The sequence below is a fragment of the Streptomyces sp. TAA040 genome, from assembly GCF_000424845.1.
Genome location: NZ_AUKR01000014.1, coordinates 1 through 26,910 on the forward strand (window position 1 = coordinate 1; position 26,910 = coordinate 26,910).

The window sequence follows — 26,910 nt, forward strand, 5'->3', positions numbered from 1 at the left end:
TACATCGCGGTGATCAAGGGAAACCAGCCGACCGCGTCAGCCCAAGTCAAGGCCCTGCCATGGGAGCAGGTACCCGTGGCGCACACCGTCTCCGGGACCGGGCACGGGCGGCGGGAGTCCCGCTCGGTCAAGACCATGGCCATCGCGGCGAACCTGGGCGGCATCGCCTTCCCGGAAGCGCGGCTGGCCTTGCGCATCCACCGGCGCCGCCAGGAGAGCGGCAAGCGGCAGACCCGGGAGACCGTCTACGCCGTCACCAGCCTCGATACCCACCAGGCCAGCCCTGCTGACCTGGGCGGATACGTGCGCGGGCACTGGGGAATCGAAAATTCCAGCCACCACGTGAGAGATGTGGTGTTCGCCGAGGACGCCTCCACCGTCCACACCGGCAGCGCGCCGCGGGCGATGGCCGCTTTACGAAACCTGGCCATCGGCAGGCTCCGACTGCTGGGAGCGGACAACATCGCCAAGACAACCCGAGCGATCCGGAACGCACCCGAACACGCCGTCTGGATCTGGGGCATCACCGACAGCCCGCTCCTACCGGGAACTTGAAGCCGCCCTGATGCAACGCCGGCACCTTCAAGGGGGTATGCCCTCACTTGCTGAGTGTTCAGGCCAGCGGTCTGGACGGCCGACAGGGGATGGGGGCGGCGTCAGGTCCAGTCGTCGGGCGGCGCACATACAACGCTCGATGCCAGGAGAAAGCGCCACTGACCTTGCCTAGCTAGCCCGCGAGCCTCCAGCACCCAACTCTCATCGGGGTCGGCCTCCGCCTCTGACTCTGGTCGACGAGACAAACCGATAGCGTGGCTGCGACCGGTGGGGGTGCAGCGAGGCATACGCGTGCGTGGTCGGGTGGCGCACCCGCCATCGTGGCTGGCTGTCGTCGGGTTCGGCCCGTGCCACAACCGTGCCAGGTGCAGGGGGCAGTCACGGTCAACACCAGTGCCGGGCGGTCGAGTAGTTCCTCGCAACCTCGGCCACCGAAGCCGCAGCTCAGCCAGCAGATCCCCCAGCCTCTCTCCTACAGCGGGTGTCGCAGGTTCGAATCCTGCCGGGGCACGACGCCGTTCCAAGACGGGACGGGGGCATCTCCTCCACGGAGGACTCGCGCATCGGGAGTCGCGCGGACGACGCCTTTTTCCGTCGCCCGGCACGCCCGGGCATGCAGGACGGGATCGAGTGCGCCGCCGGTCGGCGGACGGCCGTATGGCCGTGGCCTCCGCGGCCGTCGGATTGCGCACCTTGATCGACAACGACACCACCCTCGGTGATCTCCTCGACGGGACGGCGACCTGCGCGCTCCGCTCCTCCACCTGCCGAGCTGCGCGATCACCGCGTTCGGCGAGCACCCGGATCGGCACGGCGCCGTACGGGGACTTACGGCCGCCCTCGCGGACGTCGACAGGCGTCCGTCCGGCCGTCCGGCCGTCCGGCCACGGCAACACCAGCGAGCGCGGCGCCGGTGGCACTCCGGCGCCGTGGCTGCGCCCCGGCCCCAGGGGAAGGGCCCCGGCGGCGTCCCCGCATGCCCGGACGGTCGTCCGAGGCGATACTGGTCCCAGACGCGGGACCACCTGCCACGCGCCAGGGCTACGGGAGCCGTGCTGCGGTCCGCGTGATGGCAGACCGCTGCCGGAAGGGACGTCACGATGTACCGCTGGTACCCCTGCTCCAGCGCACCCGTCTTCCTCAGCCGGGTGCTGGTCGAGCGGGAGCTCTCCGTGATCGACCGGAGTTCGCATCCGCGCCTCGGTGCGAAGATGACGGAAGGCGGCAGCGACGGCTGGTTTCCGGAGGGAACGGCCGTGCCTCTGCTCCCTCCCCACGCCGCATTACTGCGTGAGCGGTCCTCCGAGCCCCGTCTCGTCGTCCCGGAGCCCCTGACGGACCTTCCCGTCGTGTGGCACGAACTCTCCGAGATCAGCTGCGGCGCAGTCCAGTGCGGCGGGAGCGCAGTCCACCACCACTCCGCGCCCGAGTACGCCGACGCGGCGGCAGCGCCGGGATAGGGCCCATGGCCACGACCGCCGACAGCCCCAGAAACCCGCCCCGTACGGGCACCGACCCGTGGGGGTATCCCTACCTGCGCACACGGTTCGCCCTCCCCTCTCGGCCCGCCACGTTCCTGCGGCGGCAGCGGCTCGTCGTGCATCTGGATCAGGCTCTGCGCACTCCGCTGACGGTGGTCGACGGGGCGGCCGGGGCAGGCAAGACACTCGTGACGGCCGACTGGGCGGCAGGGGTGCGGCTGCCGGTGGCCTGGCTGACTGTCGAGGCCGGAGATCACCGGCCCGGCGTCTTCTGGGCCTATGTCTGCGAGTCCCTGAGCGCATACGCGGTGCGGACGGCAGGAACCGTCGGGACGCTGGCGAACTCGGACGGCGTGGGACGCGGGCTGCTGTCCTCACTGGCCGCCGAGCTGAACGCCCGCGATCGTCCCGTGGTTCTCGTGCTCGACGAGTTCGACCGGGTTGACTCCACCGAGGTAACGGAGCAGCTGGAGTTTGTTCTGCACCATGCCGGAGAAGGGCTGCGCCTCGTCCTCGTGAGCCGGACCGAGCCGCTGCTCTCGCTGCACCGCTATCGCGCCGCGGACGAGCTGACCGAGATCCGCGGCACCGAACTGGCCTTCGTCCCCGAGGAAGCCGGTGCGCTGCTGCGCCTGCACGGACTGCACCTTTCAGAGTCGGCCGCGGCCGCTCTGGTGGGGCGCACCCGGGGCTGGGCCGCCGGGCTGCGGCTGTCCGCCCTGGCGGCCCGGGAGAGCACCGACCCCGAGAAGTACCTGAAGGAGTTCGAGGCCGAGCACAGTACGGTCGCGGACTTCCTGCTGGCCGAAGTCCTGAAAGGGAGGACGGGAGAAACGCAGGATCTGCTCCTGCGGGTCAGCGTCCTGGACCGGTTCTGCCCGGACCTCGCCAACGCTCTGACACTGCGGACCGACGCCGAGCTCCTCCTCGCCGGGCTGCATCGCGAGAACGCGTTCATCGAACGGCTCGGGCACTCCTGGTACCGACTGCACCCGCTCTTCCGCGAGATTCTCCAGGCCCACCTGCGCGAACGCCTACCCGGTACGGGACCGGAACTGCACCTGCGGGCCGCGCACTGGCTACGCCGTTCCGGCTTCCTTCCGGAGACGCTCGTCCATGGCGCCGCGGGCGGCGACTTCGATCTGGCCGCGAACGCACTCGTCGACAACCTCGCGATCGGCCAGCTCTTCACGGGCCTGCGCGCGGACGCTCTGACTCAGCTCTTCACCCGCATGGGACCCGAAGCCGCAAGTCCGGCGAGCGACCTCGTGCGGGCGGCCGTCGCGCTGGCCCGACGCGACCTTGATCACGGTCTGCACCGGCTACGGCAGGCCGAGAGGAAGCTGTCCGACACCGAGGGCTCCCCCGGCATGGTGGCCGCCCGGCTGGGCTGCACACTGCTGGAGGCGCTCGCCGGCCGACTCACCGGATGTCCTCCCAGGGCCGAGCAGGCGAGCGCGGCGGCGCGGGAACTGCGCCGGGACCTGCCGGACGGGCTGCTGGACGCGCATCCGGAACTGACCGCCCTGCTGATGACGCACGTGGGTTCGGCCCGTCTGTGGGAAGGGCGCTTCGCCGACGCGCGTACCGTGCTGGCAAGTGTGGCAGGTGCCCGGGGCGGATCCGCCACCGTGCTGCCCCGCGCGGACTCGATGGGGCATCTGGCACTGATCGACTACCTGAACGGCTGGCCCGGACGAGCGGAACGCAGAGCGCTGGCCGCCGTGTCCGAGGCAGAGCGGGCAGGTATGCCCCGGCCTCCGGGCGGGGACCTCGGCCGGCTGGTCCTGGCCGCGGTGGCCGTGGACCGCCAGGAGCTGAAACGGGCCAGAAGCCTGCTCGACGAGACGGCTCCGCTCTCGGAGCGGGAGCGCGATCCGGTGCCGACGGCGGCCCGCGCCCTTGTCACCTCGCGTCTCCTCCTCGACGAGGGGGCGACGCAAGCCGCCGCCGAGGCGGCGGCGCCGGCCGTGTCCGCGGCCGTGGCGTCCCGGTGGGCCGAGAGCCACACAGCAGTCGTCCGCTCCGCCGTCTGCCTCGCCGAGGGACGGCCGGACGAAGCCGTGCGGTTTCTCGACGGCGTCTCCGGCGACCAACCCGTGTGCGCCGTGGAAGCAGCGGCGATCCAGGCCGCCGCCGGACGTCACGGTGCAGCGGCCGCACTGCTCGACGCCATCCGTGCCGAAGGACGCACCGGCCCCGCGGTGAGCGTGGGTGCCGCGCTGGTGCGGGCCCGGGCAGCTCAGGACGCGGGACACAGCGCCACCGCCCGCAGACTGGTCGCCCACGCGCTTCTCGACGCCCGGCGCGAGCGTCTGCGACGCCCTTTCCTTCAAGCGGGGGGCTGGATCACACCGCTGCTGGCCACGGCCTCGGTGCACGAAATCGCCGAGGGCTGGCTCCTGTCCGACCGGCCGCGAGGGCAGGGCGAGCCGCAGCGGCCCGGGCCGCTGACGCCGGTGGAACTGAGCGCACGCGAGCGCGACGTCCTGCGGCGGCTGGCGAGCCTGATGACGACGGAGGAGATCGCTGCCGATCTGTACGTGTCGGTGAACACGGTCAAAACCCATCTGAAGAGCGCGTACCGGAAGCTGGCGGTGAGACGCCGCAGCGACGCGGTGCATCGTGCGCGCGAGCTCGGCCAGCTGTGACAGGGCGCCGGGGGGACACGCGGTTCGGCCGCGCACGCGTGACCGTCTCCTGTCCGTACCGGACCCCGCGAGAGGGTGAGGTACGCGGCGCCGCAGTCGGCTCCGAGAGAAGGAACCGGGCGCCGGAGGGCCGGGAGCCACGGTCCGGGGGCGGTGCGTCTCCGCCCCCGGCCTCACCCGGCACCCGCCGGGCGGGTAGGGCCGGCCGTGGCGGGTAGGGCCGCTCGGTGATCGACGAGGCGCACCTGTACGGCCTGCTCACCCGCCGCCGGTCACCGGGCCTGCGCGTCGTGGAGATGCGGCAGCTTCCCGTCTGGATGCGGCAGCTTCCCGTCTGGCAGCGCGGACGGTGCGGTCCGTTCTGTGCGTGGCCCCTTGGGCCGGCCTCACGAGAGAGCGGCAGGGGTCCGACGCCGCCAGGGCCCCGCCGACGGAGCCCTGGCGGCGTGCGTTCCGGTCGGCGCAGGACGGCGCGAACCCGGCGAGAGCCCCCGCCCGCTCGCCGACGGCAGGGAGGCGACGGCACGGGGTACGGTCATCGTCCGCTCTTCCGCTCTGGCGTGGGGCCGGTACCGGACCGTGGTGGGGCCGGGGTTTCCCCGCGCTGTCGTTCGAGCCCCGCCTGTACCGCGCTCGCCAGCACCCGGGCGGCGACACCGACAAGAAGCAGCCCTCCCGCCATCTGCGCCATCGTGAGAATCCGCCCTGGCTGCGAGCGTGCCGTGATGTCCCCGAAGCCGACGGTGGTGAATGTGGTCAGCGTGAAATACAGCGCGTCCGTCCTGCTGAGCGGCTCGCTGAAGGAGCTGGGTGCGGAGCGGCCCAGCACGTAGTAGGAACCGGCGAAGACGACCAGGAACAGCACCAGTGTGGCGGCCAGGCCCTCGATCGCTCTCAACCGCGGATGAGGGGAACGCGTGATGGCCCGCACTTGCCAGCAGAACACCAGGAGGACCGCGACCAGGCCGCACAGCAGGAGCAGCGACGTACCGGCAGTGAGCCGCTCGTCCAAGGGGAGCAGGTAGTAGGCGGTCACGAGGCCGACCGCGACGAACAGGGCACGCGCAACGGCGACGAGGCCGGCGCGGTGCCGAGAACCGGACGGGCCACGTGCGGCCCGTCCGGATGCGGCTCCGTCCCTGCTGCCTGTTTGCGTCTCGCTCATCGCACTTCTCTTCGCCTCGTCCGGCCCCCGGTGATCCGATCGTTCCCGGATACCACCTCGCCGCCGCTGCGGCGGGACCGGATCACCCCTGACGGGTGATGCCGGACGGCCGGCCCGGTGACCACTCTGACGTGAGGACGGAACGACGACCGGGGCACGCCCGGAACGGAGGACGGACATGCACGCACAGACCTATCTGGCGTACGACTATCCGCTGCTGGGGGCTTTCTGGACCATGCTGATGCTCTTCCTGTGGGTCATGTGGTTCATCCTGCTCTTCCGCGTCATCGCCGACGTCTTCCGGGACGACGGGCTGAGCGGCTGGGCGAAGGCCGGCTGGCTGGTGTTCTGCATCCTCCTGCCCTTCCTGGGGGTGCTCGTCTACGTGATCACCCGCGGCACGCACATGGGCCGCCGGGAGACGGAGCGCGCCCGCGCGCAGCAGCAGGAGTTCACCTCCTTCGTCAGGAAGACCGCGGCCGGCGGCACCAGCAGCGTCGACGAGCTGGCCCGGCTCTCCGAGATCCGGGACCGGGGCGCCATCACGGACGACGAGTTCCGCAGGGCCAAGGAACTGGTTCTTTCCGGTCACGGCCCGGCGGGACGCGCGGACACGGCGGGCACCGGCGCCGCCGCACGCTGAAACACCCACCTCCATGAATCGAGGTCCGAGATGGCTGCGACACACACCCGACCGGCACGCGCCGGAAGGCAGGAATGGGCGAGCGGTCTGACCGTCTTCGCCGCCGTGATGCTCTTCCTCTCCGGTCTGCTCAGCCTCTTCCGGGGCATCATGGCCCTCGCCGAGGACGACGTCTTCGTCACCACGCCGAACTACGTCTTCGAGTTCGACCTCACGAGTTGGGGCTGGATCCACCTCGCTCTGGGCGCGCTCGTCATGGTCGTCAGTGCGGGGCTGGTCAGGACGGCGGTTTGGGCACGTGCCATCGGCGTCGCCCTCGCCGGTCTCGTGATCATCGCCAACTTCCTCTCCATGCCGTACTCCCCCGTGTGGTCCGTCATCATGATCACGATGTCGGGCTTCATCATCTGGGCACTGTGCGTGGTGGAGCGCGGCGGCACCGTGTCCGACCTGTCCGGGGAACGTGAATCGCGGCAGGGATGAGGACGAGGGGGCCGACGGGTGGGATCACGGGAGGCCGGGCCGGACGGGGCACGAGCACCGGGCGTGGGGGCCCGCTCAGTGCCGCGCACGCCCGCGCCGCCGGGCCGCGCCGCCGGGGCGGTGTCCTGACGCCGCTCGGCGCCGCCGGTCCGCGGGACGTGCTGCGGACCGGGCGAGCCCGGACGGGGCGCGCAGCTCGTTCCTTTCCCCGGAGACGCGCTCCACGGGCACGGGCACGCGGCGAAGTGCGCCGTCGGATCGAGCCGGCCCTCCACCGGGAAGCGGAGGCCGAGGCCGGATTCCGACGGTCCGGATTTCACCAGGTATACGCGTCTGTAAGGGAGTTGTACGCTGCCCCCGTGCAGGGGGACCTATGGCGTTTCGGGGAGTACGAGCTGGACGTGGTGCGGCGTCAGCTCCTGCGGGCCGGTGAGCCCGTCCACGTCGAGCCCCGGGCACTGGACCTGCTGTGTCATCTGCTCGTGCACCGGGACCGGGCGGTGCCGAAACCGGAGTTGCTCGACGACGTGTGGGGCGACCGCTTCGTCAGCGAGGCCGCCATCACCACGGCCCTGCGGACGGCGCGGCGGGCTGTCGGGGACGACGGCAGCCGGCAGCACGTGATCCGGACGGTGCACCGGCGGGGCTACCGGTTCGTGGCACCCGTGGCCGAGGCCGGGGCCGACCCGCAGGCGGCCCCGCAAGGCGGACCGCGGGCCGCAGCACGAAGTGGACCGCCGATCGGCCCGACGGGCCGCGCCGGTGCCGGTTCGGACGCCGACGCCCGCGTCGGCGGGACGGCGCCCGGCGGTGCGGGCGGTGGGAACGCTGCGGGCGGGGCGGGCCCGCAGACGATCCGGTTCTGCCGGGCGCGGGACGGGGTCCGTATCGCCTACGCGACCGTCGGCTCGGGTCCGCCGCTGCTCAAGGCGGCGAACTGGATGACGCACCTGGACCTCGAGTGGTCGACCCCGGTGTGGTCGCACTGGCTGAGCGGCCTGGCCCGCAACCGGCGTCTGTTCCGCTACGACGAGCGGGGCTGCGGGCTCTCGGACTGGTCGGTGCCCGGCTTCACGTTCGACGACTGGGTGGACGACCTGGAGACGGTGGTCGATGCCTCGGGTCTCGACCGCTTTCCGCTGCTCGGGGTCTCGCAGGGCGGCGCCGTGGCTGTCGCCTACGCCGTGCGGCATCCCGAGCGGGTCAGCCGGCTGATCCTCGCGGGGGCCTACGCCCGCGGACGGCAGGTCCGGGCGAGGAACGAGGCGGAGGCGCAGGAGGCGTCCCTCGATCTGGATCTGGCCCGGGTGGGGTGGATGCACCAGGACCCGCGGTTCCTGCGGGTCTTCGCCTCGCAGTTCCTGCCCGACGCCACACCCCGCGAGTGGGACGAGTTCACCGCCTTCCAGCGGCGGACGACCTCTCCGGCGAACGGGGTCCGCTTTCTGGAGGAGTTCGCCCGGATCGACGTGTCGGGAATCGCCCACCGGGTGCGCTGCCCGACTCTGATCATCCACTCGCGGGACGACGAACGGGTACCGGTGGCGCAGGCCGGCGAGCTGGCCGCCCTCGTTCCCGACAGCCGGCTGGTGCTGCTCAGGAGCCGCCACCACCTGCTCACCTCCTTCGAACCGGCCTGGGACGAGTTCCTGGCGCACGTCGACGCCTTCCTGGCCGAGTAGTCCCGATCGGCGCACCCGGACGGCCCACGTCGGGTCGCCGCGTGTCCGTACGACCGGACGGACCGAGGAAGGGCTGGAACCGGCTCTCCCGGCCCGGACCGCGGCCCCGCGGGGCCGCGGTCCGGTCTTCCTCAGGGAAGCCTCAGAGTTCCCCCAAGTTCCGGGGCGTGGCAGGCCCGATGCTGGAACAACACCGGGCGGGGGACGGTCGGTTCGACGGCACCCCATCCGGCTCGCTCCCCGGGGTCCGCACTCCCGGGGAGAAGACACGGGGAAGAGAGAGAAGGAAGACCATGCGACACGACACCACCACGAAGTCCGGCCCGAGCCGGGGCCGGCGCAGCCTGGCTCTGCTGGTCGCGACGGGGGCCGGGGTGGGCTCCCTGCTGCTGGGAACGGTTCCCGCGCACGCGAACGCCACCACCAAGCATGTCGCGGACGACGGCCAGTCGGTCCAGTTCACGACCAGTGACAGCAGCAAGCGGGTGCGCGGCTCGGTCACGTTCACCGTGAACGCGGACGGCAACTGGGAGATCGACGCCAGCGCCACCAACCCCCGCCTGGCCGGCCGCAACGTCCGCTGGATCTGCGACCTGTCGTGGGACGCCTCGGACGTCCGGCACGTGACCGGGAAGAAGTGGGTGCCCCGCAAGTCGACCCGCTCCCTCAACTCGGAGGCGTACGACCCGTTCATCCAGGCGGACTTCGCCACCATCGTCGCGCGCGGCACGGCCGACTGCGACATCGTGATCGGCTGACCTCCGGCACGGAGGGTGCCGGGTGTGGCCGGCGGGCCCGGACAGGGCCGCCGGCCACACACCTCGGTGACGGGGCCGACGGCTTCCCGGCACGCTCACGGGGGAAGCGTGCTCGGGGTGCTCGGGGGCACGGAGGGGGTGCGCGGCGGGGGCGTCGGAAACGCTCGGCGTCGGGCCGTCCGTCCGGGGTGCTCAGCTGCCCCGGACGCCCCGGGCGGCACGTCCGGACCGCCCGGCGCGATCGCGCCGGGCGGTCCGGACGTGCCGCCCGGTTCCTCGCCGAGGAAGCGGTCGAGGAGGGAGAGGAAGGCTGTCCAGGCCGGCTCGGCGGCCGTGAACAGGTGGTTGCGGCTCTCGAGCAGGACCAGTCGGCTGTCCGGAATGAGACCCGCCAGTTCCAGCGCCTGCGAGACGGGGGTGTGCGGGTCGTCGCGGGAGTGGACGATCAGCGTGGGGCAGCCCACCAGGTGGGCGATGCCGGAGACGTCGATGCGGGCGAACTCCTCCAGGAAACGGAGGCCGTTGGCGGACGAGGTGGTCTGCCGCCGATAGTCGGTGAACGCGTCCCACTCCGCCGGTGTGGCGTCGGCGAGCACCTGCGAGGCGACGTAGCGCAGGAAACTGCTGTCCCGCGAGCGCCATCCGGCGCGGGCGATGTTCAGGTCGACCTCCGCGGCGTCGCGCTCGTCCCTATCGGCGGCTCGCGTCAACGGCCCGCGGGCGCAGGCGGCGGTGAGGACCAGTCTGCTCACCCGCTCGGGATGGCGTGCCGCGTACGCGACGGCTGCCGCGCCGCCCTGCGACACCCCGAGCAGCGGAAAGCGGTTCAGCCCAGCGGCATCGGCCACCGCGTCGAGGTCGTCGACCAGGTCGTCGAGGGAGAAGCTGCGCAGGTCCCATTCGGACATGCCGCAGCCGCGCTCGTCGTAGCGGACGAGTCGCCGGTTCCGGGTGAGGCCGTCGAACCAGTGGGCCCACATCGGGGTGGTCCGGTCGAGGTCGAGATGGGTCAGCCAGTTGGCGGACTTCACCAGGGGCGGGCCGCCACCGGTGACGGCATAGGCGATACGGGTGCCGTCGGCGGAGCGGCACAGCCGGATGACCTCGTGGTCCGCGGTCCCGGTCGGCGCAGGGTCCGGCGCCGCTTGCGGCGCCACCACCGCCTCGGCTCCGGCTCCGGGCGCGGAGGGCTGCGCGTGGGGTGCCGGCGGCTCGGCGGGGGCGGGGGCCGCCGTCGTCCGTGCGACGAACTGGTAGCCGCGCCCGCGGACGGTGCGGATGGACCGCTGCTCGGCGGCGCTGTCCCCGATCGAGCGGCGCGCGGCCTGCAGCCAGCCGGCGAGCGCGGCTTCACCGACCGTCCGTCCACGCCCGGCCTCGGGCCCACGCCCACCCTCCGGCCCAGACCCCGCCGCGGGCGCCCACGACTCCACGGGCACGGGGCCGGGGCCGGGGGCGTGTCCGGGGGCGTGTCCGGGGGCGTGTCCGGGCCCGACGGCGGCGAGGAGTTCCGCCTTGGGCACGACACGGTCGCGATGCTCGACCAGGTGGCAGAGGAGGGCAGCGGCTGCGGCTCCGAGGCGGACCCTCTCCCCGCCGTGCCGGAGACTGCGGCGCCCCGTGTCCAACTCGTACCGGCCGAAGTGGTACACGGTGCCGTTCACGAGTTGACTTTACAACGGCGCTCCATTTCCCGGGAGTTGTCACCCGGCCAGCCGAGCTGCGCGATCCGGTCGACCCGGCCGCCGGGTGCCCGGCCCCGTACGGCACGGGGCCGGGGCCGGTCAGACGCTGTCGTGGATCTGCTTCTCCAGCCAGCCGCTCAGCGTGCGCATGTAGGAGCTGGTGATGTGGGCGCCGGTGCGGTAAACGATGACGTTGCCGACCACGGCCGGGCAGGTGCCGTCCCGGCAGAGCACCGGGGTGGGGTCGATGAGTCCGACGTCGCTGAGGGAGGCGGCGGCCTGGGCGTTGACCCGCTCGTGGCTCAGCCCCTCCTTCTGCGCGAAGGCGCAGTCGGACAGCGAGTCGAGTGCCTCGGAGACGCAGGACGGGGTGTCCTGCGTCGGGTACGGGTTGTCCGCGAGGACGGTCACGTCGGCACCGGTCTCCAGCAGGGCTTCCAGCGTCCGGGTGTAGCCGTTGCGCATGGCGGCCGCCGCGGAGTCGGCGTCAAGGCGCTCGCCCTCGTCGAGGACGGTCTTCTTCACGCCGTTGCCGGTGAGGACGAGCGAGGGCTGCTCCCGCTCGATGCGTTCCATCGCCTTCTCCCGCCAGGTGTCGCACTCGGTGTACTCGCGCTTGAACTGGCTGTTCCAGGTCCGTACGTCGGCCGGGGTGCAGCCGGACTTGGTGAGGGCGACGACCCGCCAGCCCTCCTCTTCCGCGATGGGCAGCAGTGCCGAGCCGTACTGCATCGCGTGAGAGTCGCCGAAGAGCACGACGGTGGTGTCCGCGTCGGGGTCCCCGTAGACGCAGTCCTTCGACTCGGTCGCGCCGTACGAGGCCAGGCAGCCGTCCCGCCAGATCTGGCCACGGTCGTCGACTGCGTCCTCCGGCAGCGGGCGCAGGACGCTCGCGGACTCCTGCGGCGGACGCCCGGCCATCAGGTCCGCGGCGCCCTTCGCCTGCTCGCGGGAGGCGAGGTCGACGCTCGGTATGAGCGCGGTGGCGACGAGTGCGGCGAGCGCGGCCGCGGCGGTGCAGCCGGCGCCCAGTCCGAGTGCGGGTCGGGTCGGGGCGAAGGCGCGCAGTCGGCGCACCGGTTCCTCGACCGCCCAGTGGGTGAGTGCGGCCGGGATGCCGGACAGCAGCACGACCAGGAGGAGCAGGCTGGTGGGGAGGCCGTCGAGCCAGATGGTGGCGAAGACGATCGCCGGCCAGTGCCACAGGTACCAGGAGTAGGAGATCCGGCCCATGAACCGGAGCGGCGGGAGGGACAGGAACCGGGCCGCGGCGGTCTCCGAGGAGGCGGCACCGGCGGCGATGATCGCGGTCGCGCCGGCGACGGGGAGGAGTGCCGTCCAGCCGGGGAAGGCGGTGGCGTCGTCGTAGGTGGTAGCGGCGAGGGCGATGAGCAGCAGTCCGCCGACGGCGACGGTGCCCGGTACCCGGCGCGGCCAGCGCAGCCGGGAGGCCGGCACGAGGGCCAGCAGCCCGCCGGCGGCGAGTTCCCAGCCGCGCACCGGGGTGGAGAAGTAGGCGGCGCCGGCCGCCTGCTGGGTCAGGTGGACGGAGTAGGCGAAGGAGGCGACCGCGAGGCAACCGAGCACGACGGCCAGCGTCGGACGGAGAGCGGTGCCACGTCGTCGGCACCACCAGGCGACCGCGAGGATCACCAGGGGCCAGACGAGGTAGAACTGCTCCTCGACCGCGAGCGACCAGAAGTGCTGCACCGGACTGGCGGCGGCGCCCAGCGCCGAGTAGTCGACGGCCTGGTCGGCCATCCGCCAGTTGACGACGTAGAGCGCCGCGGCGACGACGTCCCCGAAGACGGCCTTGCGTTCGACCGGTGACATCAGCAGACCGGCGAGCAGCACGACGGTGAGCAGCACGACGACGGTGAGGGGGAGCAGCCGCCGGGCGCGCCGGGCGTAGAAGCCGGCGAGCGAGACGGTGCCGCGCCGGTCGAGTTCGCGCAGGAGGACGCCGGTGATCAGGAAGCCGGAGATGACGAAGAAGACGTCGACGCCGATGTAGCCGCCGGCCAGCGGGGCCGCGCCCGCGTGGTAGAGGAGGACCACTCCGAGCGCCACCGCTCGCAGCCCTTCCACGTCGCCCCGGAACGCTCCGCCCGCCGCGGCTCTGCCGCTGCTGATGCCCTCGGCGCTCCGCGCCTCCGGCGCGGCTTCCCGAGGCCGCTTCACCAGCAGGCCGGGCGCCGTTCCCGCGCCCGCACCCGTCTCCCGATCCTTGCCGTCACCGCTCGGCTCCACTGACATCCGTCCCTCCCTATCACGCGTTCCTGTGGAGGAAGTAAGAACGCTCGCCCCTGCGTGTGCCCACGATCAGGGCGGTTGAGCCGAGCGGGCCGAAGCTCGGACGAAGCCTTGCGGTTCGCACCGCCTGCCACGAAGACCTCGTTGCAGGGTCTTCGTCGTGCTGGGGAGGGCGCACCGGAGCCGGCCGGGTGTGCGGGGAGGAACCGGCGCGAAGCCGCAGGGCGCGCGGGGTGATGCGGGGCGGTGGTTCCGCACGGGCGCTGCGGGGCGCGCCCGTGCCGGACTCCTCTCCTGGCGTGCCCCGCCGCTCGGGCCGGGGCGGCGGTCAGCCGGCGGGGGTGGCTGCCGCAGGCTGGGCCGGCCTGCGGCTCGCCCGGGCCGGGCGCCGTTCCAGGTGGGTGACCACCCCGGCGTAGAAGCGGTCCACCGCCTGGTCGACGCTTCGGATGAAACCGCTCTCGGCGTTTCCTCGGCTGCTGCCCATGCCCTTGAAGAGGGAGAGGCGGAAGCCGACCACGGCAGCGCTGTTCTTCGGGATGATGCCGGCGGGTTCCGGTCGCAGTCGTTCCAGTGTTCCGCGCGGGCCGCCGCCCTCGCCCTCGGTGAGCGTCTCGACGTGCAGGTCGGCGGGTGCCTCGTCCAGCCTCCGGATCAGCCGCTTCGCCCAGACCAGCGGGGAGCCCTGCTCGGACGCCCCGATCTCGATCGAGGTGCGGAGCTTGCCGGTCCGCAGGTCGGCGGTGATCGCCAGGACACCGGGCGCATCCTCGATGCGCAGTTCCGCCTGAAGCCTTCCGTCCCGGCAGAGTTGGTCGGCGAGCGCCGCCCGCCGGGCGGCGGGATCGGCACCCCGCTTGGCCCGCTGGACCGGAAGGACCTTCTGCCCCAGTTCGCCACCCAGCCGGAGGCAGACCTGCCGGATCAACCGCTCCCAGCTCTCGACCACCTCCACGGCCCGCCGGTCGCCCTGGCAGAGGGTCTCCTCGTCGATGCCGTTGCGCACCGGGACCCAGGCCGGTCCCATGTTCTGGAATCCGTGGCAACCGGAGTTGTCGTGCTGGAGGTAGTGGAGCAGTTCGTGGAGCAACCAGGCGTGAGCGGCGTTGCCGACCCCCTCGTGGCGCAGCAGCATCTGCGCCTGGTGGGTGACCTCGGCCCAGGAGAGGTGCCGGACGGCGACCTTGTGCTTACGCCGTCCGTCGGTCTTGACGTCCACCAGCGGGCTGCCGTCCAGCGCGACATCGTTGGAGAGGGTGATCACTGCCTCGTACCCGCGCCTGGCGGCGATGTCCGCGTACTCCTGGACCTGTTGCGACCGGAGCGCGTTGCCGTTGGTCTTCGTCTCGACAAGTGCCGTCCACAGCTTCCCGGCCCGCTCGACCCGGATCACGCCGTCCGGACGCCTCGGGGTGTCGCCGTGCGGTAGCGACACCTCGGTGAAGGTCTCCATCCGGCCGGCCGGTGCGCCGAACGCCACGACGATCCGCCGTCCGAACTCCGGGACCTGCGCCATGACCGACAGGAGCACCGAGGTCGCCCGCATCTCGCGCTCGCGGTCGTTCTTGAGCGTGGACACCGGGAACAGCCTGGCCTGCTGCCAGGAGTCGTTGTCGGCCAGGGTCTTCTTGACGACTCCGGGAAGGGTCACCTTCTTCTTGGCCGTACGCGGACGGCGTCGCGGCGTCGCCGCTTCCGTCACCTGGCCGGAGGCTCCCGTGGCCGGTTCGCCCGGCTGCCGCCCGTCTGCGGCGGGTGCGGCAGGGGGGAGCGCGTCCGCGGCGGGAGGCACGGTGTCCGCCGTGCCGCGGGGCTGCGGCGGGACACCGGTGCCCGCCGACGTCGGACCGGTGAGGTCCGTCGCCCCCGCCGCCTCCGCCGCCCCTGCGACGGCCGGGTCCGGGGCAGCCCGGTCGGCGGCCGGACCGGCAAAGGACGCCTGCGCTGACGCCGTCCCGTCCGCCGGAGGCAGGACGTCCGCGGCGGGGCGCTCCCTCGTGGCGGAGTCGTTCACCGCCGCGGGGTCGTCCTCCGTGTCGTCCACGTCGATGCCGAAGTCGGTGGCCAGCCCGACGAGGCCGCTCGCGTACCCCTGGCCGACGGCGCGAAACTTCCAGTCGCCGGCTCGCCGGTAGAACTCGCCGAAGATGCAGGCGCTTTCGGTGTCCGCGTCCTCGACGGAGAACCCCGCGAGGACGACACCGGCCGCGTCTGCCACGGTGAGCCGCAGGTCGTACAGGTCACCGAAGCGCGCTCCCGCGTACCGGCTGGCGGCCACCACGATCCGCTCGACGTCCGGCGGAGCCGCGCCCAGGTCCAGGCTGATGCGGTCCTCGTCGCCGTTGTCGGTGGGCGTCTTGCCCAGCAGCTCGACGCTGCCGTCCGGTGCGGCGGGATGGTTGTAGAAGTAGAAGTCGGCGTCGCTGCGGACCTTGCCGTCGGCTCCGAGCAGGATCACCGAGACGTCGGCGTCGGCGTCACCGTCGTCGCTGCTCCAACTCAGGCTCAACAGGACGGACTCGGCGTCCTCGCTCAGCGCTGCCAGCGCTACGTTGGCCCCCTTGGCCATTTCTTGCATGTGCCCCCCAGAACTGCTCGGCAACAGCACCGCCGGGCGGACCCCGCTGCCGCGTGATGACGTGTGACTCAGCGCACATACCGCGTGCGTGAGGAACCCTAGCCCCCGGAACCGGCGCCGCGAGGGGCGATGCGCGGATCGGGGGCGCATCCGGACCGTCCCCCTGTTCTTCGTACCGCACGGGTGGGCGCGGTCTCCGGGATCCCGTCGCAGCGGATGGGTTCGGTGCCTGACGGGGGTTGTGCCTTGGGGAGCGGAACACGCGTCGCGAACGAGGACGGCCCGGCCGGGCCGCGCGGTGCCGTGGTGGCGGCTCTGGTCGCGGTGGCGCTGGCGGTGGGCTGCGGAGGGCCGCCGACCGGGAGCACCGACGACGCGACCGGACGGACCGACCCGGACACCGGGACCTCCGGCTCGACTGCCCATCCCTCCGGGGCGGGCCCGCGGGCCCGGGGGACCTCCGCGAGTCCGCCCTCGCCGTCGGCGGGGTACGCCTTCCAGCCATCGGCGGACCGGGTGCCCGAAAGCCCGGGCCGCGCACGCGAGTTCACGCGGGAGGTGCAACTGGCGCCGGAGGACTGGACGGCAGGCATGGTCGCCCACGACCCGTACGAGCGGAGCGGGAGTTGGCCGGTGCTCGGCAAGGGCTGCGCCTGGACGCGTGCCGGACTGCCGGGACACGTGCTGGCCGCCCTCACTCGCCTACCGACGTCCCGGCGGGTGAGGACGGGGGGCCCGATGCAGGGTGCGGTGACGGTCACCGTGCATCGCACGGCCGAGGACGCGGAGCGGGAGATCGGCTCGACGGTGCGGCAGAGCGCGCGGTGCCCCGACCAGAACCTCGGGGACGGTCAGCGGTTGAGCGGGCTGACGTCCCTCAGGTTCGAGGAGCGGGACGTACGCAACGCGGACGCCTCGCTGTTCGCGACGGGCACGTACCGCACCCGGGGCGAGGGGCGCGGCGACGGTCCGGGCGGCTCGCACGCGTACGTCTGGACGAAGTCCCGGATCGGTCCGGTGACGGCGGCGGTGTCTGTCAAGGGCGCGGAGGGGTACGAGAACAGCGACCTGATCCGGGTCGCCACGGAGGGCATGGACCGGGCGCTGCACCGGATCGAGCGCGCGCTGGAGTGAGCGCCGGGTGCGCCCGGCGCGCCCGGGGCCGGCTCCCGCCCGATCCACCCCGCCCGCGGGCGGAGCCGGGAGGGTCCGCGGCAGCCTCGGCGGCCCCTCCCGGAGAGCCCGGGCTGCTCATCCGTGTCCGGGACGACGCCCGCGCCTGCCTGCTCACCCGCGTGCGACGCCTGCTGTGGCGGTGTCCGTGCCCGCGCGGGAGGGGCCGCCCTCCAGGGGCCGACTGCGAACGGTGAGCACCAGATCGTGGTCCACCGTGAAGCGGGGGCGCAGCTCGGTGGCCCGCCCGGGCTCGGCTCCGGTCAGCTCGCACGCGGGGAAGACGTCGGTCCGCCGGCGGTCCGCGCTGTCGCCGAGGACGCGGCCGACGGCGACCGGGGCGGCCGACGGCGCGGAGCGGAACTCCAGCGCCCACGTCCCGTCGAGCAGCCCGTATCCGTCCGGGCCCCCGGGCCCGTCCTGTTCGTGGCCGGACTTCGGGTCGCCGCCGCACCGGTCCAGCAGCCGGCGATGGGGCAGCACGAAGGAGAATCGATTCTGCCCCAGGGTCACGGCGGTGCTCACGACCTCCCGCTCCCCCGGTCCGCGCCGGACGAGTGCGAACACCGCGCCGCGCTCCGGGCCCCCCTCCCCGTACAGGGCGACGGTGCCGGTCAGGTTTCCGGCCCCCACGGACAGGCGCTCCAGTTCCGCGTGGCCCGTCCGGCACCAGGTTCGGACGCTCAGATGGCCACCCGTGGTGGTGTACGGAATCCAGGCCGTGACCTCCGGACCCTCGGGAGGCGCGAGGGACAGCAGTCCGGCCTGCTCCACCTGGTCGGCCACCACCCGGCGCGCCCGCCCCTGCTCGCGCGGCGCGACGTACGCGTCCCACCGGCCCTCCTCCAGCACCAGCGCTCCACGGCCCGGCACCCGGACCTCGATCCGGCCGTCCGCCGCCTCACCGGAAGGCGGCACGGGCAGTCGCACCTCGACCGTCTCCGGGGCGTCACGCATGCTGAGCAGCAGGTCGAGCGGACCGGCGGGCAGCGAGGCCACGTCCAACCGCACCGCGAGCCCGCCGTCGGCCGTCACGGCGCAGCGGGCACTCGGGCGGCCCGCGGGTGCCGAGGAAACGGCGCGTGCACCGGCGCGCGACCGCCCCTTCAGCAGGCGGCGGCCAGCGCCGAGCAGCTCCCGCACGGACGGTCGGTCCCGGGCCGGCGGTCGGCCGCCGGGGGGCGCGGACGCCCGCCCGCGGCCGGGCGGGTGCCACCGGCTGCCTGCGGCCCGCGCCCCCGGGCCGCCGCGGCGGGACGCGGCCCCCTCACGGTCGGGGGTGCTCGCACCGGCCGCGGGGCGGTCCCGCAGCAGTTCCCGGAACAGCTCCTCGTACTCCGCGCCGACGAGTGCCGGCGCGTACCGGGCCGCCTTCACCCGGGCGGCGGCGCCCATCGCCCGGCGCCGTTCGTCGTCCTCGATGAGCGAGCGCAGCGCCTCGGCGAAGGCCTCCGGCCCGCCGTCCGGCGGCACCAGCAGTCCGTCCTCGCCGTGGCTGATGATCTCCCCCGGGCCGTGCGGGCAGTCGGTGGAGACCACTGGCACCCCGCAGTGCATGGCCTCGACGATCGTCATCCCGAACGCCTCGCCGTCCGAGGAGACGGCGGCGATCGCCCCCTTGGCCCATTCGGTCTCGATCGGGGACACCGCGCCCATCAGCCGCACCCGGTCGTACAGTCCCAGCGCGTCGATATGAGTGCGCAACTGCTGCTCCCGGCGGCCCCGGCCGTAGAGGCGGAGGTTCCAGTCCGGGTGGTCGGGTGCGACCCGGGCGAAGGCGTCGATGAGCCGGTCGTACCGCTTGACCGGGATCAGCCGGCCGGCGGCGACGATCGTCCGCGAATCCCCGGTGGAGGGCGCGACCTCGGGGGCCGGGACGGCGTTCGGGATGCAGCGGACCCGGGTGGGCGCGTCCGCCAGGGCCGCCTCGTAGGAGGCTGCGTCGGCGTGCGAGACCGTGACGAAGGCGTCCAGTCGGCGCAGCGCCGCGTTCTGCTCCTCCCGCAACCGGTCGCCGTGCATCTCGAAGGTGACGTGCTCCTGGCCGACGCGCACGTACCGGCTGCGGCCGTAGCGGGCCAGATAGCCGTTGACGACCGGACGGGTGCCGACCACCACGTCGGCGTCCGTCCGGTACAGGAAGGCGGCGACCCGCTCGTCGGTCAGCCGCGAGGGGGCCAGCGGCCCACGCTGTACGCCCTGGTCGCAGAACATCGTGCTGGGCTGCGCCGCCGAGGGGTGGTGGCGCCCCGAGAGGCTCCGGCCGCGCCAGTCGATCAGGGACCGGAGATGGACCCGCGGGTCCGGCGCGAGGCTGAGCCGCTCCGCGGTCCGGTAAAGCGAGACGATCTCCACCTCGTGCCCGGCCTCGGCGAGTGCGCTGCTCAGGTTCACGGTGGACCTGATCGTCCCGCCGATGCCGAACGCGTTGTACACCAGGAATGCGATCTTCACGCTCTCCCCCTCGGGTCGGGGCGCGGTCGCGCCCCCTGGGTTTTACGTCCCCCGGTCGAGGGGGCCCGTCCGTCGCGGTCTTCAGCGGACAACGATCAGCCGGAAGGCGGCCCGTCGGAAGCGGGCCACGGCCTTGGTGAGCATCTCTCCGTCCAGGTGTCTCGGTTCTCGGTCGCCCAATCCGGGCAAAGCACGCCGAAGCGTCCGCACCCGGGGTACCCGGACCCACCGGCCTCTAACACCCCTTCGCCCACGTGGAGGGGCCGGTCCGGTCGGTGTCCACCAAGGTCAGGGAGCCGGTGGCCGGAAGTGGTCGTCGGGGCGGCCGGAAGCCTCCTAGCATGTGTGGATGGCCGCCCCCAGCAATGAACCGGACGACCTCTTCGGCCCCGGAGAGCTCGTCGAACCCGACGCCTTCCCCGAGCCGGACGACGCCCCGCCGGAGTGGGGGCCGCCCGGGGACGGGTACCCGGACGGTCCGCCCGCCGGTCCGCCGGAGACGGAGGGCCGGCCGGCGCTGCCGCGCGACGCGCTGGGGGTGCTGCGGAAGGTCTTCGGCTACGACGCCTTCCGGGGCGAGCAGCAGGCCGTCATCGACGAGGTGACCGGGGGCGGCGACGCCCTGGTGCTGATGCCGACCGGTGGCGGCAAGTCGCTCTGCTACCAGATCCCGGCTCTGGTCAGGGACGGCGTCGGGGTGGTCGTGTCACCGCTGATCGCGTTGATGCAGGACCAGGTGGACGCGCTGCGCGCCCAGGGGGTGCGGGCCGGGTTCCTGAACTCGACGCAGGACCTGGACGAGCGGCGGCTGGTCGAGGCGGAGTTCCTCGCGGGTGAGCTGGACCTTCTGTACCTCGCCCCGGAGCGGTTGCGGGTCGAGGCGACGCTGCGGCTGCTGGACCGGGCCGCGGACGGGCACGGCATCTCGCTGTTCGCCATCGACGAGGCGCACTGCGTCGCCCAGTGGGGGCACGACTTCCGGCCGGACTACCTGGCGCTCTCACAGTTGGGCGCGCGCTGGCCGAAGGTGCCGCGGATCGCGCTGACGGCGACGGCGACGGACGCCACCCGCGAGGAGATCGCGAGCCGGCTGGGCCTGGAGGAGGCCCGGCACTTCGTCGCGAACTTCGACCGCCCGAACATCAGGTACCGGATCGTCCCGAAGGTGGACCCGAAGAAGCAGCTTCTGGCGCTCCTGCGCGCGGAGCACCCCGGCGACGCCGGGATCGTCTACTGCCTGTCCCGGGCCTCGGTGGACCGGACGGCGCAGTTCCTCAACACCAACGGCATCAACGCCCTGCCCTACCACGCAGGCCTGGACAGCGCGGTCCGCGCCGAGCACCAGTCGCGGTTCCTCCGGGAGGAGGGGCTGGTGATGGTGGCGACGATCGCGTTCGGCATGGGCATCGACAAGCCCGACGTGCGGTTCGTCGCGCACCTGGACCTGCCCAAGTCCGTCGAGGGCTACTACCAGGAGACCGGCCGCGCCGGGCGGGACGGGCTGCCGTCCACCGCCTGGCTGGCCTACGGGCTCCAGGACGTGGTGCAGCAGCGCAAGATGATCGACGGCTCGGAGGGTGACCAGGCGCACCGGCGCCGGCTGGCGGCCCATCTGGACGCGATGCTGGCCCTCTGCGAGACCGTGGAGTGCCGCCGCTCGCAACTGCTCGCCTACTTCGGCCAGCATCCCGGGCCGGACGGCGGCGGTTCCGGAGCGGACGGGACGACGCGGCCCGCGGGCTGCGGGAACTGCGACACCTGCCTGACGCCGCCGGAATCCTTCGACGGGACGGTGCCCGCGCAGAAGCTGCTCTCGACGGTGGTGCGGCTGAAGCGGGAGCGCAACCAGAAGTTCGGCGCCGGGCAGCTGATCGACATCCTGCTGGGCCGCAAGACGGCAAAGGTCATCCAGTTCGACCACGACGCGCTGAGCGTCTTCGGGATCGGCACCGAACTGGCCGAGGCGGAGTGGCGCAGCGTGGTGCGGCAGCTGCTGGCCCAAGAGCTCCTCGCCGTGGAGGGCGAGTACGGGACCGTCGTCCTCACCCCCGGGAGCGGTGAGGTGCTCGCAGGGGGGCGGCAGGTGCAGTTGCGCCGGGACCCGGCCGCCCGTACGGCCGAGCCGAAGGTGGCCGGCGGCAAGGCGGGCAGGACGGGGCGGAAGGCGCCGGTGGAGCTGCCCGAGGAGCTGGTGCCGGTCTTCGAGGCGCTGCGGAGCTGGCGGGCCGCCGCCGCGAAGGAGCAGGGCGTACCGGCGTACGTGATCTTCCACGACGCCACGCTGCGGGAGATCGCCACCGCGGCTCCTTCAACGCTCGGGGACCTCGGTGCGGTAGGCGGCGTCGGCGAGAACAAGCTGGCGAAGTACGGCGAGGACATCCTGGAGCTGCTGCGCGGTGGAGCGGCGCAGGAGTCCGGGGCGTCCCGCCCGGGCGCACAGGCTGTCCCGGCAGCGGAGGCGCAGCCGGCGGGCTGAGGGGACCGCGGAGACGCAGCCGGCGGGGAGCGGGGCGGCCGGGCGGCTCCCCCGCGCTCCCTCACCCTTCCGGGCGGCTCTCCTGCTCCTCCGGGCGGCCGCGTCGGGTCAGCGCAGGAGGGCGAAGGTCTCGGCGGCGACGACGGCCCCCAGGACGGTTCCGACGACGACCTGGGCGATGGTGTGGTCGCGCAGGGCGACCCGTGACCAGCCTACGAGGACGACGAGGGGCGCTCCGAGCAGCGTCCACGGCCCCCAGGCAAGGGCGAGGATCGCGATGCTGCCGGCGGAGACCGCGGCGTGCACCGACACCTTCCACAGCACCGTGATCGCCATCAGCACCGCGAGCGTGGCGACCATCGCGGCGACCAGGGCGACCATCGCGTCCGGGGCGCCCAGCCCCCGCATCAGGAGCGTCCCGGTCAGTACGGACACGATGATGAAGACCATCACGGCCAGCCGCTGCTGCCGGACACCGAGATGGCGGTCGGCCCAGGTGCCGCGGCGGATGCCGAAGGTGATGAAGAGGACCGGCAGCACGGCGGCGAAGAACGCGCCGAACAGCCCCCACCCCACACCGGCGAGACCGTCCACCCGCCAACCGACCAGCAGGGCCAGGACGACGATCCAGTTCTTCGGCTCGAAACCGTCGGTGACGAGCCGGGCGGCGGTACGCGGCTTCCGCCCGCCGGGACCGGGGGCCGCACCGGGACCGGTGGCCGCGGAGAGATCGGGCGCGAGGGGGCCGGAAGCGTCCGGGTCCGGCACCCCCGGGGCGGGGGTGCCGGAAGCCGGGGGGCGGGGGGCGGCGGGCGTGCGGGGGGCTGGGTCGCTGGTCACGGGTGGGGGGTCTCCTGACGGACGCCTTCGAGGTGGGCGGCGGTGAAGGTGCGGACCGTCCCGGTCCGCCGGGCGCGGTCGAGGCTGTGCAGCCAGTCGGCCTCGGCGTCGATGTCGTCGAGCGCGTCCAGCGCTCCGGTAGTGCTGTCCGCTTCGCGGCGCTGTCCGGCATCGACGGGGCGGCGGCCGGCGGCCTTGGCCTGGCGGGCCAGCTCCAGCCAGCAGGCGTCGGCCAGCGCGCCCGCCGACAGGTCCGCCCCGGCGGGGACCCCGGCCCCGGGGCCGGGGTCCCCGCCGGGGCCGGAACGGGCGCGGGCGCCCTCGGTGGCGGCGAGGTCGCGCTCGCGGGCGGTGACGTAGGGCTGGAGGGCGAGCAACGCGTCCCGGATCTCCACCACGCGGCGGTGCAGGCGGAGCCGGAGTTCGCTGCGGCGCAGTTCCTCGTGCAGCACCACCTCGGGGACGGCCTCGGTGAGGTCGCGCCACAGCGGGTGCAGCCGGCGCAGCTGGCGCCAGTGGTGGACGGACTGCCAGGCGACGCCGACGGCCGGCACCGCGGTGCCGATCAGGATGAGGGCGATGGCGGCGTGCTTGAGCACGTCCGTGGTGTCGCTGACCGTGGCGTCCCGGCTCTCGTCGGCGTCCGCGAAGAGGCGCAGCACCAGGTAGCCGGAGCGCAGGAAGGCGTACGCCACACCGGCCGCGCTGCCGGCGCCGAGCAGCCGCAGACCGGTGCGCAGCCAGCCGGCCTGCGCGTGGCGGCTGGATCCCCAGAACAGCCACGCGGCGACGGCCATGGCCGTGCCGAGGTAACCGAAGAAGACGAGCAGGTAGCCCGTGGCGGCGGGGGCTCCGGCGCTGGAGTCGAAGAAGTCGGCGGCCTGCTCCTCGCGCGGGGTGAGCACGAACAGCACGGTCAGCAGCAGCATCGCGACGGCGGCCACGGGGGTGCGGCGGCGGGCGCCGTCCCGGCTCTCCGGGCGGGTGATGCCGAAGACGAACTCCAGGAGCGCCGCGGCGGCGGTGATGCCGAGGAGGTGCTTGAGCAGCGTGGAGAGGTTGTTGATCCCGACGCCGCCGTCGATGAAGTCCATGACCTCGTGGACCCGGAGCGTCATGGCGACGGTCAGGGCGGCGAAGGTGACCCAGAGCATGCGCTGCTTGCCGTAGCGCAGGGCGGCGGGGGCCCGCCAGAGGACCATGGTCCACAGCAGGATCAGGATTGCGGTCTGCACGGGCGCCTCTATCTGCGTATCGGGTGGCCGAAGGCGTCGTTGAGCCGGTTGAGGACGTCGGCGGCCGGTCCCGACGCGGCGGGCGCCTCGTTGCTGAGCGCACGGTCGCTGAGGATGGTGGCCAGCAGTTCGGCGTCGCGCTCCTCGTTGTCGGTGTAGCTGGTGCGGCCGAGGACGTGCATCAGCTGCTCCAGGTCCAGCTCGTCGTCGTACTCGTCGGGGTCGGCGTCCCCCCCGGCGCCAGACGTTCCGGTGGGCCCGGTGGTCCCTCCGGCGCCGGGGTCCGGGAGGCGGCCGCCGTCCGCGCGCTCACGCCGGTGCGCGCCGGAGGAGGCCTCCAGGAGTCTGGCGGCGTACGCGGGCCGCTCGGCGTCCGTGGCTCCGTGGCCGAGCAGCAGGTGGGCGAGCTCGTGCAGGACGATCTGGAGCTTGTGCAGAGCGCTGGTGGCCGGTTCGTAGAAGATGATGTCGGCCGTCGTGGTCGCCACCCACACCCCGCACGGCATGCTGCTGTCCGGCGCTCCTTCGAGAGCCACCAGACGCAGCGGACGGCCGCGCTGGGCGACGATCCGCTCGCAGAGCACATCGAGGTCGAACGGGCGGGGGACGTCGAGGCGGTCGGCGACGGCCTCGCAGCGGGCACGGCGGCTCGTCTTGGGCATACGGGTCTCCTTCGGAGCCGTAGTTTAGGCCGCTGAGCGGTCCGGGACCCAAATACTCTCGGACAATTCCGCAAACCCCGCGAGGGTGTACGAGCGCACCGGGTCCCCGGGTCCCCGGGTCCGGTGAAATCACGAAAAAGGACGCTCCGCAATGCCCGCGGTCGATCCGCGGCGGCGGCGCAGGCGGTGGGCGGTCTCATTCCCCGCGGTCGGGCGAGTCCGGCAGTCCTTCGAGGCGACGGGCCTGGTCGATGACACCGCGGATGGCCCGCAGACTGCCCGCGGAGAGGCCGTTCATCCGCACGGCGACGTCGCGCACGTCCCCATCTCCTAGGATTTCGACCAACTCGCGCTGGGCCCTGGTGAGTTCGACTCGCTCTTTGACTTTGGCGAGTTTTGCGTCCACCCGCTTGGCAACGGTCTCGTCGAAGAAGTAGGTGACCGGGACACCGAAGAACCCGGCGATCACCGTGAGGGTGCTCACCTTGGGGTCGGTGATCTCGCCCTTGCGGATCTTCTGGATGGTGGCGTGCGACACCGTCGGACCGTCGGCGCCGGCCTTGCGCCTGATGCCGTCCGCGATCTCCATGTAGCTGAGCGGTCCACGGTCCGGCGGGTGGATGGTGCCGATCAGATGGTCGAGCCGTTGCGCGATGGTCCGCGCGTTCCCAGGGGTCCGCTCGTCCACCCCCTCACCCCCTGTGGTCGGCACTGCGGCTGGTCGACCGCAGCCGGTTGTCTACTGAAGTTTACGCGGGTACACCCAGAACCATCGTACGTGCATTCAGCTTGACAAGGGGGGCCACCCGCACCGTACTCTCTGACCAGAGCGTAAAATAGAATAGACGGTCAGGGCGTACGGCCACGGGGGTTCGTACGGCCTGTCTGAACGGGGGCCCGACGGCCCGGCGCGGTCCCAGCGACCGAGCCGGGCCGTCGGTGTGTTCCGGCCAGCGCAGGACGCGGGTCAGGTCCCCCGCGGGAGCGCGGCGAGCTCCACAGCGATCCGCACAGGACGCCGGGCGGCCGGCGGAGCCGCGGTGCAGCGCGGCACGGATCGCGGTGCAGACCGGCAGCGGGAGCGGCACGGGAAGCCGGGCGGGGCGGCCGCGCGGGCCGCGCCGAAGCGGAAACCGCCCCGCGGAGAGTGCCGGGCGGCACGGGCGGACTCGTGCCGGGCGGCACGGGCGGACCGCCTGGCTGCGCGAGCCGACAGCAGGAGAGGCGGGCTCGATGGGCGCCGGAGACATCCGGTCGCTCCGCGGGACCTGAGAGCCGGCCCGAACCGAAAGGAGTCGCGGTTGCCTGCGCGAAGATGTGCGAGCGGGGCACAGTTCACCACCACCCACCCCCCGGAAACACGAGTGGCACCATACGCGCGCAGGGAGGAACGTCGGTTTCTGTGAGGGCGACCGCTGCAGGAATGAGGGGCACAGCAATACCGAACCCCCTCGGCCGGGACGGCGGGTCGGCCGAGAGGGTCCGGTCGTCGGAAACAGCGGCGATCACCGTCCGTCGTCACCGACGGCTCCGATCTCGTCACCGGGCCTGCCGGGGAAACGGAACGCGCCCACCGGGTCCGATCCGCCGCTCAAAGGCGGTCGAGCGACCCGGTGTCGACCGCTCCGACGAACGCCTCCCAGGTTCCCGGGGCGAAGCCGAGGGACGGGCCGAGCGGATTCTTGGAGTCACGGACAGCGATAGTCTGCGTCACGGGCGACTTCACCTCCACGCAGGCTCCGTTTCCACCGGAGTACGAGGACTTCACCCAACGGTCGGTTTTGCCTTGCTGAATTGCCATATCTACTCCGGTCTTCCCAAGTTCCCTTGGGAGGGATATCAGGGATGCCACCAGTTTCTTCCACCGGCTGCTGAGCGACATTACTAGTCCATGGGGATGTTTGGCTGCGTCGTTCACTCGACCGGATGGCATATACCGATCAACCCTTCCCCTGTCAGAAGCCACGGTGTATCTTGCCTCGCGCACACTGGCAGAACCTTCGCACCGGTGGATTCGGAGGGTCGGCGGCGAGTGGGGGCCGCTCGCAGTCGGAGCAGCACGGCCGGGGCCCGGCGGGAGCGGGCCGAAAGCGGGCAGGGGCCGAGCCGCGCTCCTGCCGGGGGGAGTACGGGGCG

At 72.8% G+C, this 26,910-nt stretch carries 19 protein-coding genes and 1 tRNA gene; 10 read left to right on the plus strand and 10 right to left on the minus strand.

Annotated elements, in window-relative coordinates; all coding sequences use genetic code 11:
* The 4 genes from H300_RS0113950 to H300_RS0113965 all read left to right on the plus strand — a co-directional run.
* On the plus strand, positions 1–555 hold a 555-nt coding region (locus H300_RS0113950; RefSeq protein WP_028427928.1), incomplete at its 5' end, for an ISAs1 family transposase.
* Positions 556–993: 438 nt separating this feature from the next.
* Positions 994–1,066 (plus strand) — tRNA-Arg (locus tag H300_RS0113955).
* A gap of 589 nt (positions 1,067–1,655) precedes the next feature.
* Complete coding sequence (locus tag H300_RS0113960; RefSeq protein ID WP_028427929.1) at positions 1,656–2,015, plus strand: hypothetical protein; 360 nt, start codon at positions 1,656–1,658, stop codon at positions 2,013–2,015.
* Positions 2,016–2,020: 5 nt separating this feature from the next.
* A complete protein-coding gene (locus H300_RS0113965; protein ID WP_028427930.1) occupies positions 2,021–4,687 on the plus strand; it encodes a winged helix-turn-helix domain-containing protein in 2,667 nt (888 codons plus the stop codon).
* A gap of 535 nt (positions 4,688–5,222) precedes the next feature.
* On the opposite strand, the gene H300_RS0113970 is transcribed toward H300_RS0113965, so the two are convergent.
* Positions 5,223–5,852: a potassium channel family protein gene (locus tag H300_RS0113970; protein ID WP_028427931.1), complete on the minus strand. Its 630-nt coding sequence runs from the start codon at positions 5,850–5,852 to the stop codon at positions 5,223–5,225.
* Between the two features lie 178 nt (positions 5,853–6,030).
* On the opposite strand from H300_RS0113970, the gene H300_RS0113975 reads away from it, so the two are divergent.
* From H300_RS0113975 to H300_RS0113990, 4 genes are all read left to right on the plus strand, one after another.
* On the plus strand, positions 6,031–6,495 hold the full coding sequence (locus tag H300_RS0113975; protein ID WP_028427932.1) for an SHOCT domain-containing protein: 465 nt from the start codon (positions 6,031–6,033) through the stop codon (positions 6,493–6,495).
* Positions 6,496–6,525: 30 nt separating this feature from the next.
* Positions 6,526–6,978 (plus strand): DUF7144 family membrane protein, encoded by a 453-nt coding sequence (locus H300_RS0113980; protein ID WP_028427933.1) that lies wholly within the window; start codon positions 6,526–6,528, stop codon positions 6,976–6,978.
* A 359-nt stretch (positions 6,979–7,337) separates the two neighbouring features.
* Positions 7,338–8,660 (plus strand): alpha/beta hydrolase, encoded by a 1,323-nt coding sequence (locus H300_RS0113985; RefSeq protein ID WP_051270037.1) that lies wholly within the window; start codon positions 7,338–7,340, stop codon positions 8,658–8,660.
* Between the two features lie 293 nt (positions 8,661–8,953).
* Positions 8,954–9,418: a hypothetical protein gene (locus H300_RS0113990; RefSeq protein ID WP_028427935.1), complete on the plus strand. Its 465-nt coding sequence runs from the start codon at positions 8,954–8,956 to the stop codon at positions 9,416–9,418.
* Between the two features lie 95 nt (positions 9,419–9,513).
* Here the strand turns inward: H300_RS0113990 and H300_RS26820 are convergent, their stop codons facing one another.
* The 3 genes from H300_RS26820 to H300_RS0114005 all read right to left on the minus strand — a co-directional run bounded on the left by H300_RS26820 (position 9,514) and on the right by H300_RS0114005 (position 15,934).
* Complete coding sequence (locus H300_RS26820; RefSeq protein WP_486583826.1) at positions 9,514–11,082, minus strand: alpha/beta hydrolase; 1,569 nt, start codon at positions 11,080–11,082, stop codon at positions 9,514–9,516.
* Positions 11,083–11,202: 120 nt separating this feature from the next.
* On the minus strand, positions 11,203–13,359 hold the full coding sequence (locus H300_RS0114000) for an SGNH hydrolase domain-containing protein (RefSeq protein ID WP_051270038.1): 2,157 nt from the start codon (positions 13,357–13,359) through the stop codon (positions 11,203–11,205).
* 325 nt (positions 13,360–13,684) lie between these two features.
* Complete coding sequence (locus H300_RS0114005) at positions 13,685–15,934, minus strand: TerD family protein (RefSeq protein ID WP_028427937.1); 2,250 nt, start codon at positions 15,932–15,934, stop codon at positions 13,685–13,687.
* A 246-nt stretch (positions 15,935–16,180) separates the two neighbouring features.
* On the opposite strand from H300_RS0114005, the gene H300_RS31515 reads away from it, so the two are divergent.
* The gene (locus tag H300_RS31515; protein WP_051270039.1) at positions 16,181–17,068 is read left to right on the plus strand and encodes a hypothetical protein; all 888 of its coding nucleotides are present in this window, start codon (positions 16,181–16,183) and stop codon (positions 17,066–17,068) included.
* A gap of 153 nt (positions 17,069–17,221) precedes the next feature.
* On the opposite strand, the gene H300_RS26825 is transcribed toward H300_RS31515, so the two are convergent.
* On the minus strand, positions 17,222–19,561 hold the full coding sequence (locus H300_RS26825) for a glycosyltransferase (RefSeq protein ID WP_051270040.1): 2,340 nt from the start codon (positions 19,559–19,561) through the stop codon (positions 17,222–17,224).
* A gap of 349 nt (positions 19,562–19,910) precedes the next feature.
* On the opposite strand from H300_RS26825, the gene recQ reads away from it, so the two are divergent.
* On the plus strand, positions 19,911–22,037 hold the full coding sequence (gene recQ / locus H300_RS26830) for a DNA helicase RecQ (protein ID WP_078516005.1): 2,127 nt from the start codon (positions 19,911–19,913) through the stop codon (positions 22,035–22,037).
* Positions 22,038–22,145: 108 nt separating this feature from the next.
* Here recQ and H300_RS32395 read toward each other — a convergent pair whose 3' ends face one another.
* The 5 genes from H300_RS32395 to H300_RS0114045 all read right to left on the minus strand — a co-directional run bounded on the left by H300_RS32395 (position 22,146) and on the right by H300_RS0114045 (position 26,575).
* Entirely contained in the window at positions 22,146–22,877 is a 732-nt protein-coding gene (locus H300_RS32395; protein WP_486583827.1) for a hypothetical protein, read from the minus strand.
* Positions 22,874–24,112 (minus strand): MAB_1171c family putative transporter, encoded by a 1,239-nt coding sequence (locus H300_RS26835; RefSeq protein ID WP_051270041.1) that lies wholly within the window; start codon positions 24,110–24,112, stop codon positions 22,874–22,876. The genes H300_RS32395 and H300_RS26835 overlap by 4 nt, the downstream gene beginning before the upstream one ends.
* Positions 24,113–24,120: 8 nt before the next feature.
* Positions 24,121–24,774: a hypothetical protein gene (locus H300_RS0114035; RefSeq protein ID WP_028427940.1), complete on the minus strand. Its 654-nt coding sequence runs from the start codon at positions 24,772–24,774 to the stop codon at positions 24,121–24,123.
* A gap of 196 nt (positions 24,775–24,970) precedes the next feature.
* Positions 24,971–25,486 (minus strand): XRE family transcriptional regulator, encoded by a 516-nt coding sequence (locus tag H300_RS0114040; protein ID WP_486583828.1) that lies wholly within the window; start codon positions 25,484–25,486, stop codon positions 24,971–24,973.
* Between the two features lie 879 nt (positions 25,487–26,365).
* Entirely contained in the window at positions 26,366–26,575 is a 210-nt protein-coding gene (locus tag H300_RS0114045) for a DUF397 domain-containing protein (RefSeq protein ID WP_028427942.1), read from the minus strand.
* Positions 26,576–26,910 lie beyond the last annotated feature (335 nt).

What these genes read in the sequence shown, in the direction of transcription:
- H300_RS0113960 (WP_028427929.1), top strand. Translation starts at nt 1,656, where the DNA reads ATGTACCGCTGGTACCCCTGCTCCAGCGCACCCGTCTTCCTCAGCCGG.
- H300_RS0113965 (WP_028427930.1), top strand. Translation starts at nt 2,021, where the DNA reads ATGGCCACGACCGCCGACAGCCCCAGAAACCCGCCCCGTACGGGCACC.
- H300_RS0113970 (WP_028427931.1), bottom strand. Translation starts at nt 5,852, where the DNA reads ATGAGCGAGACGCAAACAGGCAGCAGGGACGGAGCCGCATCCGGACGG.
- H300_RS0113975 (WP_028427932.1), top strand. Translation starts at nt 6,031, where the DNA reads ATGCACGCACAGACCTATCTGGCGTACGACTATCCGCTGCTGGGGGCT.
- H300_RS0113980 (WP_028427933.1), top strand. Translation starts at nt 6,526, where the DNA reads ATGGCTGCGACACACACCCGACCGGCACGCGCCGGAAGGCAGGAATGG.
- H300_RS0113990 (WP_028427935.1), top strand. Translation starts at nt 8,954, where the DNA reads ATGCGACACGACACCACCACGAAGTCCGGCCCGAGCCGGGGCCGGCGC.
- H300_RS0114000 (WP_051270038.1), bottom strand. Translation starts at nt 13,359, where the DNA reads ATGTCAGTGGAGCCGAGCGGTGACGGCAAGGATCGGGAGACGGGTGCG.
- H300_RS0114005 (WP_028427937.1), bottom strand. Translation starts at nt 15,934, where the DNA reads ATGCAAGAAATGGCCAAGGGGGCCAACGTAGCGCTGGCAGCGCTGAGC.
- recQ (WP_078516005.1), top strand. Translation starts at nt 19,911, where the DNA reads ATGGCCGCCCCCAGCAATGAACCGGACGACCTCTTCGGCCCCGGAGAG.
- H300_RS0114035 (WP_028427940.1), bottom strand. Translation starts at nt 24,774, where the DNA reads ATGCCCAAGACGAGCCGCCGTGCCCGCTGCGAGGCCGTCGCCGACCGC.
- H300_RS0114045 (WP_028427942.1), bottom strand. Translation starts at nt 26,575, where the DNA reads ATGGCAATTCAGCAAGGCAAAACCGACCGTTGGGTGAAGTCCTCGTAC.